Origin of the sequence: Candidatus Chloroploca asiatica (assembly GCF_002532075.1) — a bacterium.
In the GTDB taxonomy this organism is placed as follows: Bacteria; Chloroflexota; Chloroflexia; order Chloroflexales; family Chloroflexaceae; genus Chloroploca; species Chloroploca asiatica.
In genome coordinates, this window is record NZ_LYXE01000094.1 from 1 (window position 1) to 6,349 (window position 6,349).

The following is a 6,349-nucleotide window of genomic DNA, read 5'->3' on the forward strand; positions in this document are numbered from 1 at the left end:
AAGGTCGCCATCCTGCGCAGCACCACGGTCAAACCGGGGGCGCGGGGGGCCTGGTTCGCCGCCCGCGCGCAGGATGGGACGCATGTCGTGCTCTGTCATCCTGGCCTGGTCGAGACCGGGATGAACCTGATCGCCTGGCGGAACTAGAACGACGACGGAGTGCGGCGATGGACGCGCTTACCTTCCAAGTCAAGCATGCCTCGGAACGGGTTCGCGCCGCGTTGGTTGAACATGCCGACGATGCTCTGGCAGCCTGTGACGAGACCGAAGCGCAGATTCGTACGCTCCGGCTTGGCGTAGCCGTCCTGGATGAGAAGGCCCGCACGATTGAAGTGACTCTCACGGATCCGTTGTTAGATCCCGCCCACTGGAACGAACCTGAAGCGCATTTCGCGCTCAAGCGCGCCCTGAACTTTCTGGTTCATGCGATGACCGTGCGGCAAGAAGGGCCGGGAGCCTACTACATCGAAGTGGAACTCTATGAAATTCGTGAAAATGGCTCGTTCGAGAGCGCAAGGAAGTTTTTTCGCACGAAAGTGCTACTACCTCGTAGACTTGCCTACCTCCGCGATTCCGCATCTTGATGCGGTGAAAGATGCGTCGCTCATACGCCAACAGGCGCGACGACTCTTCTGGGCGATGGAGGATGTGGTCTACGGTTTCCTCCTGCGTCGTGGTTCTGCCCGCGACGAAGAGCGCCTTGACTTGCACTCGAGTCCTGTTCCTCCGCGTGCCCGCCAGGCCGATGCCACGCGCCGTCGTGGCTCCCGGTGGGTCGATTCGCTCTGCCCCCTTCCCCTGATGAGCCTCGGCCTGCTCCTCGCTCTCCTGGTAGGAGCCTCCTTGTTCCGACCCATCGACCGGTAGTTTCCTGCGGTTTCAGCTGATTGCGTTGGGCGCTCTGTCGCCGTACGCTCGTTCAGGCTGCGCCACTGGATGCTGCCGGTCGTTGTTGTTGCTGAAAGCCCAAGGAGGTTGCGATGCCACCGTAATACCAAACGAGGCAGGCTTCACAAACCAAAAGACCCTTCGACACTCGCCGCCAAGCATTGTCGAAGAGCCTTTGATGTGAGGCCGACCTGCGCTTTCCAGAGCGCAAAAAACATATTCCACCCCCATTATACCACCTGCCTCCGGCACGGTGCAAGGGGATCATTGCTTGCCAACGACCTGGTTCACGCAACGTTATGCCGTGCGATCACCGATGGCACGGTTGCACATAGAGGTATCCCATGACGGTCTCTGCTGATCCGCGCCCACAGAACGGCGCGAACGATGGATCACCGGGGTTCCCCCGGCTCGGCGGTGACGAGCTCTTCGTCCCGGCTTCGCATGTCTTGATCATTGATCGCCAGGTGAGCCACCCGGCGTTTCGGCTTTGGTGTGTGCTGCACCGGCTCTGGTTTCTGCACGAGCCACCGGTGATGGAGCGGTTGCAGACGTTGATGGGGACGCTGGGGCCGGGCAGCGCGACGCAGGAGGCGACCTGGCAGCCGGCGACCCGCCGGAGTATCGAGCGCTGGCTGACGGAGTTGGAGCAGGCGGGGTGGCTGATCTGGGCGCGCCGCGGTGAGACGACGCGCCGCTATCATTTGCGCACCCATGCCCGCAGCGCGACCGACACGGCGGTTCTGAGCGAGCTACGCACGCTGCTCAACTCGGGCAAAGCGACCCTGGCCGAGGTGCAGGCGCTGCTCAACCTGATGCCACCGCTCCCCGGCGATGCGACCTCAGCGTCGCATGGCGCACGCTCAGGAGCGCATTACGATGCGGAACCGACCAGCCTCGTGGCGGCTGATGCGACCCCAGAGTCGCATGGCGCACGCCCAGGTGCGCATCACGATGCGGTATTGACCTCCAACGCCGCACCTGATGCGACGCCAGAGTCGCATGGGACACGTTCGCGATCAACTCAGCAGGCGGTGTTGGCCTCACGTGCCCCATCTGATGCAGTGCTGGTGTCGCAGCGAGGCGATCACCCTCCAACCGCAGGGTCAGAAGGCATGATGATCGGAGCGCTCCCGCTGCTCGGCCAGGGGGCCGATGCGACGCCAGAGTCGCATGATGCGATCTTGGGGTCGTACGATACGACAGGAGAGTCGTATGAGGCGATCCGAGGGTCGTACGATGCGACCGGAGGGTCGTATGATGCGACCGTAGGATCGCCGTCGCTGCCCGGCCAGGTGGCCGATGCGACGTCAGAGTCGCATGAGGCGACGGTAGGATCGCCGTCGCTGCCCGGTCAGGGGGCCGATGCGACGCCAGAGTCGCATGAGGCGACGGTAGGATCGCCGTCATTGTCCGGCCAAGGGGTTGATACGACGCCAGAGTCGCATGATGCGATCCTGGGGTCGGATGATGCGACACCAGAGTCGCATGAGGCGATCGTCGGATCGCAGTCGCTGCCCGGCCAAGGGGTTGATACGACGCTAGAGTCGCATGATGCGATCCTGGGGTCGTATCATGCGACATCAGAGTCGCATGATGCGATCCTGGGGTCGTATGATGCGACGCCAGAGTCGCATGATGCGACTCTGGCGTCGCATGGTGGGCGCACGGAGGGCGTCCTGATGAGGCAAAAGAAGGCCCCTTATAATGAGATCAGAGAGAATCAGATCCATGAAGATCCCACACCACCACCCGCAGCGACCGGCACCCAGGCTGGGGATGAGGGGGGTGGGCTGACCGCCACGGAGCGGTATCTGATCCGCCAGGGCTTCAGTGTCAAAGCCGCCCGCGAGTTTCGTGCGCTCGACGATGCGACGGTGCAGGCCGACTTTGCGCGGCGGCGCACGTTGGGCCAGGGCATTGGCGCGATCGTGACGACCTGGCGCGTTGATCCCCCCCAGGCTGAGGCGCCCCAGACGGGGCTGCTCACGGCGCAGGCGGCAGCGGACGCGAAGGCTCAGGCGCTGACGCTGGCTCCGCCGGATGCGAGCGACCTGGAGATTCAGTACCTCGCGTTGGATCTGGAGGAGGGGCTTGCCCCGGCGGTGGCCCTGGCGCACGTGCAGGCTCGCCGCGCCGGAACCGGAGGTGCGCGATGAGCACGTCAACCGCTACGAAGCCCTGGCAGCGCGTCGGGATGCGGTCGATCGGCGGGACGACCTCCCTGCAGATGGAGCCGCCACCGCTGCCGCCCGATGTGTGCCCAACGTGCCGTGGGGCCGGCTACATGGTCGCCGATGTGCCCTACGGCCATCCGCGCTTCGCCGAGTTGATCGCCTGCGCGTGCAAACAGACCGAGCAGCAGCAGCGCCGTCAGGGCCGCCTGGAACAGCTCAGCAACCTCGCCGAGGTGCGCAGCCTGACCTTCGACGCGTTCAACCCGGATGTCCCGGGGGTCCGCAAGGCTTACCTGCGGGCACGGGAGTTTGCCCAGCAGCCGCAGGGCTGGTTGCTCCTGTTCGGGTCGTACGGCGCGGGCAAGACCCATCTGGCCGCTGCCGTCGCCAACGCCGTGCTCGCGCGGGGCACCCAGGTGTTGTTCACCGTCGTGCCCGACCTGCTCGATCACCTGCGGGCGACCTACGGGCCAACCAGCGAAGTCGGCTACGACGAGCACTTCGAGGTGGTGCGAACCGTGCCGCTGTTGGTGCTCGACGACCTCGGCACCGAGAGTGCCACGGCCTGGGCGCGCGAGAAGCTCTACCAGATCGTCAATCACCGCTATAACCTGGCATTGCCGACGATCATCACGAGCAATCGGGCGCTGGAACACCTTGATCAACGCATCGTCTCGCGGATGCATCAGCACGCCTTCGCCGGCGAGATCCTGCGCATCGCGGCGACAGATTATCGCCGTGCCGGGCGCGACGAGCGCCCGGCATGAACCGCTGCGCCGCAGCCAGCATGGCTCGTTGCGGCGCACATCCACGGAGCATGTCGGCCTACGGCTGAGCGTCCAACAGCGCACGCACCGCCTGTTTCAGGGGAGGAATATCGTGATGAATCACGATCCAGATCTGTTCGAGGTCAATGCTCAGATAGACATGCACCAGGACGTTGCGAAAGGCCGCAATCTGCGCCCAGGGGATCTGGGGCTGCGTTGCCTTGGCCGCTGCGGACAAGCGCTGCGTTGCTTCGGACAGGGTTTGCAGGTTGCGGAGCGTTGCATCCTGCAGCAGATCCGAGGCAAGAAAGGCCTCACGGCCACCAGCCACGTGGCGCTCAATCCGGCTGATGCACGCCAGGATATGTTGCAGGTAGATGGTGTCATCGCTCATAACGGACGCGCTTCCTGGAGCACGCGCTCGCGGATGGCCGGGTGCAGTGCCCGCTCGGTCACCACATCGACCCGTCGCCCGAGGAGGTGCTCAAGATCGAGGATCAGTCCGGCGGGGAACCAGGCACTCGTTGACGGGCCCGTCTCAACCAGCAAATCGATGTCGCTCTCAGGGGTTGCTTCGCCACGCGCCATCGAACCAAAGACGCGCACACGGGTCACACCGTGGCGCTCGGCAATCTGGGTAATCGCGTCACGCTGCGTGTGCAGCAGATCCTGTTCGCCCATCGCACGTACCTCCCGTTCAATGCGACCGTCGTTCACTTGGGAGGGCTCTTGAGCCTCCCCACCATTCACGCCCATCGCACGCACCTCCCGTTCAGTTCAATGCGACCGTCGTTCAATTATAGCGCAGTTGGGCACGCATGGGGCCAACGCGCACAAGGAGCCCACCAGATGACCACCACCCCCATCCTGATCGCCGCCGATATCGGCAATGTCACGACGAAGTACCGCCACCAGGGCGGGGCCTGGGCGATCGCGCCGTCGTTGGTGCGGATGCTCAGCAGTCGCCCGGGCTATTGTTTCACCACCGAGACCCCAGTTCAGCCCTGGGTCTATCTCAGTGGGCCGGCGGGCATCGAGCCGAACACGCCCTACCTGGTCGGCCACGATGCGCAGCGGGCAGGCGTCACCGATGTTGCCCTCATTGGCAGCGCCGAACTCCGCGCCCAGGCCCCCGCCTACCTGCTGCTGCATCTCGCCGCGATCGTCGCCAGCCTGCCCGCCGGGGTTACGCGGGCGCAGGTCATTTTCGCCGGGGGGCTGCCAGTCGCGGATGACCCGCACCCGCAGGTGCGAACCACGTTGCATCAGCGGCTGACCGGCAAGACGGAGCCGGGCAGTCCGCCCATCCCGCATGTGCTCCAGTGGGGTGCGACGACCTACACCCTCACCATCATGCGGACGTCGTTCATCCCGCAGCCAATTGGCGCGCTCGCCACCCTGCTCTTCACTCCAGATGGGCGCATCGCGGCCAATGGGGCGCTGCTGCGCCAGCGCTATGTCCTCGATATCGGCGGCGGAACCACCGATTTCACGGGACGACAGGGCCTTGACCTGATCCCAGGGAGCGAGGGCGGGCTCCAGCTAGGCGTGCAGCACGCAGCCGAGACGGCGCGAGCCCTCATCCAGCGCCGCTTCCCGCGCTTGCGGCATTTGGAGGCGGGCCAGGTGCTGACGCTGCTGCGTCAGGGAGAGGCCACGATCACGGTCGCTGGGGCTCCCTGCGACGTGCGGGCCGAGCTGCAGACGGCCCTGCACGACACGGCCAGCGCGATCCTTGCGCAGGTGCTGCCGCGCTGGGAGCGCACCCTGGCCCAGGGCGAGGTGCTGCTCTGCGGCGGGGGCGGCCAGGTGATGGCCCCAACCATCAGCGCCCTGCTCGCGCCGCTCACGTCCGTGACCCTGCTGTCTGAGGCCCTCATCCGGGTGGCCGATGGCATCGAACGGCTGGCGACCTATCGCGTGCAGGGGCAATGACCCGTTGGTGCGCCGTTGGGCCGATCCCCGCTCAACGGCGTGTTTCCGCAGTGGGACGCTGAATCAGCCGGGTGCGAGCGGCGGGTGCGCCCGTGGCATCCCCGCTCGCACCCATCGCATGGCGCATAGGTGCGCCATTGGAGGAGACCCTGATGAAGACGACCTTTCCGGATCGATACTATGCGAGTGTGCCGGCGGACGACCCGCGCTTTGGCGCGTTACGCGAGGTGCTGGCGGCCGTGAAACAGACCGGGCGGCACAGTCCAGCCGCCCGGATGCTCGGCGAGTGGGCGCTGCTCGGCTTTCTGGTGACCACGGGCCACCTCAGCCTCCCGGCCCACCCAGACGCGGCCCCCCCGCTCCCTGGCGACCTGCCTGACCCGCGTGCGATCCTGGCCGCGAAACGCCACGTGGAGGCGGCGGTGGCCCACTTCGGTGCCTTTGACGGCTAGCGCAAGGAGACGATCATGCCACTGACCCTCCGCCGCCGTCCACGGATCCCACCCTTTCACGTATAGAGTTTTTGCTACGCCGCTTTCTGATGCGGTGCAGCAGCGGCAGGCGTGTCGTGTGAGGTGTCAA

Annotated in this window: 8 protein-coding genes; 6 read left to right on the forward strand and 2 right to left on the reverse strand. The window is 65.4% G+C overall.

What is annotated here, in order from left to right; genetic code table 11:
- The first annotated feature begins 167 nt into the window (after nt 1–167).
- The 4 genes from A9Q02_RS12505 to A9Q02_RS12520 all read left to right on the forward strand — a co-directional run bounded on the left by A9Q02_RS12505 (nt 168) and on the right by A9Q02_RS12520 (nt 3,832).
- Nucleotides 168–584, forward strand: coding sequence for a hypothetical protein (locus tag A9Q02_RS12505; RefSeq protein ID WP_097653424.1), 417 nt, complete (start codon nt 168–170; stop codon nt 582–584).
- A 4-nt stretch (nt 585–588) separates the two neighbouring features.
- The gene (locus A9Q02_RS12510; RefSeq protein WP_141508874.1) at nt 589–867 is read left to right on the forward strand and encodes a hypothetical protein; all 279 of its coding nucleotides are present in this window, start codon (nt 589–591) and stop codon (nt 865–867) included.
- Between the two features lie 365 nt (nt 868–1,232).
- Nucleotides 1,233–3,047 (forward strand): hypothetical protein, encoded by a 1,815-nt coding sequence (locus A9Q02_RS12515; RefSeq protein ID WP_097653426.1) that lies wholly within the window; start codon nt 1,233–1,235, stop codon nt 3,045–3,047.
- Nucleotides 3,044–3,832: an ATP-binding protein gene (locus A9Q02_RS12520; RefSeq protein WP_245860526.1), complete on the forward strand. Its 789-nt coding sequence runs from the start codon at nt 3,044–3,046 to the stop codon at nt 3,830–3,832. The genes A9Q02_RS12515 and A9Q02_RS12520 overlap by 4 nt, the downstream gene beginning before the upstream one ends.
- A gap of 58 nt (nt 3,833–3,890) precedes the next feature.
- Here A9Q02_RS12520 and A9Q02_RS12525 read toward each other — a convergent pair whose 3' ends face one another.
- Nucleotides 3,891–4,226 carry a HepT-like ribonuclease domain-containing protein gene (locus tag A9Q02_RS12525; protein WP_097653427.1) on the reverse strand — a complete coding sequence of 112 codons (336 nt, stop codon included), beginning with the start codon at nt 4,224–4,226 and terminating at the stop codon, nt 3,891–3,893.
- Nucleotides 4,223–4,549, reverse strand: a complete 327-nt coding sequence (locus A9Q02_RS12530; RefSeq protein ID WP_245860527.1) for a nucleotidyltransferase family protein — start codon at nt 4,547–4,549, stop codon at nt 4,223–4,225. Before A9Q02_RS12530 ends, A9Q02_RS12525 begins: the two co-directional genes overlap by 4 nt.
- 12 nt (nt 4,550–4,561) lie before the next feature.
- On the opposite strand from A9Q02_RS12530, the gene A9Q02_RS12535 reads away from it, so the two are divergent.
- Nucleotides 4,562–5,767, forward strand: coding sequence for a ParM/StbA family protein (locus tag A9Q02_RS12535; RefSeq protein WP_141508876.1), 1,206 nt, complete (start codon nt 4,562–4,564; stop codon nt 5,765–5,767).
- A 152-nt stretch (nt 5,768–5,919) separates the two neighbouring features.
- On the forward strand, nt 5,920–6,219 hold the full coding sequence (locus tag A9Q02_RS12540) for a hypothetical protein (protein WP_097653429.1): 300 nt from the start codon (nt 5,920–5,922) through the stop codon (nt 6,217–6,219).
- Nucleotides 6,220–6,349 lie beyond the last annotated feature (130 nt).